Source organism: Burkholderia sp. BCC1999 (genome assembly GCF_905339975.1).
GTDB lineage: Bacteria > Pseudomonadota > Gammaproteobacteria > Burkholderiales > Burkholderiaceae > Burkholderia.
Map to the genome: position 1 here is coordinate 1 of NZ_CAJPHP010000067.1, position 643 is coordinate 643.

Genomic DNA, 643 nt, shown 5'->3' on the forward strand with positions numbered 1-643 from the left:
TCAGCTCTTGTCGTACGAGAACTGGATGCCGGCCGTGCCGCCGGTTTCGATGAACAGGTCGATGAATGCCGGCACGGTGGCGCTGCGCGCCCAGTCGCGCTGCAATTCGCAGAACAGCTGCGCGACGCTGATCATCTGGCCGCCGGCCTGCTCGATGCGGCGCAGCGCGGCTTCGTGCGCGGCGACCGACGTGCCGCCGACCGCATCGACGACCACGTACACCTCGTAGCCGGCCTTCAGCGCGTCGAGCGCCGGGAACGTCAGGCACGCTTCGGTCCACAGCGCGGTCATGATCAGTTTCTTGCGGCCGGTCGCCTCGACGGCCTTGCGGAACTCGACGTCTTCCCACGAGTTGATGCTCGTGCGGTCGTAAGTTGGATAGCCTTCGAGCGCCTTGCGCAGTTGCGGGATCGGCGGCTTGTTCAGGCCCGTCTTCACGTTCACGGTCGAGTGGACGATCGGCAGGCCGTACGCGACGGCCGCTTTCGACGCGCCGACGATGTTGTTGATCAGAAGTTGGCGATCCATCGACGCGATGGAGTTCACCTGGACCGGCTGGTAATCGATGACGATGAACGCCGCGTTCTGCGGGGTGAGCAGGTGGTCGTTCGCGGGGTCGCGAACCGGTTCGCTTGCCATGGTT

General features: G+C 65.0%; 1 protein-coding gene. It reads right to left on the reverse strand.

Annotation, left to right across the window (positions count from 1 at the left end; all coding sequences use genetic code 11):
- Nucleotides 1–639, reverse strand: coding sequence for a hydrolase (locus U5809_RS34580; RefSeq protein WP_282507237.1), 639 nt, complete (start codon nucleotides 637–639; stop codon nucleotides 1–3).
- Between the last annotated feature and the right edge of the window lie 4 nt (nucleotides 640–643).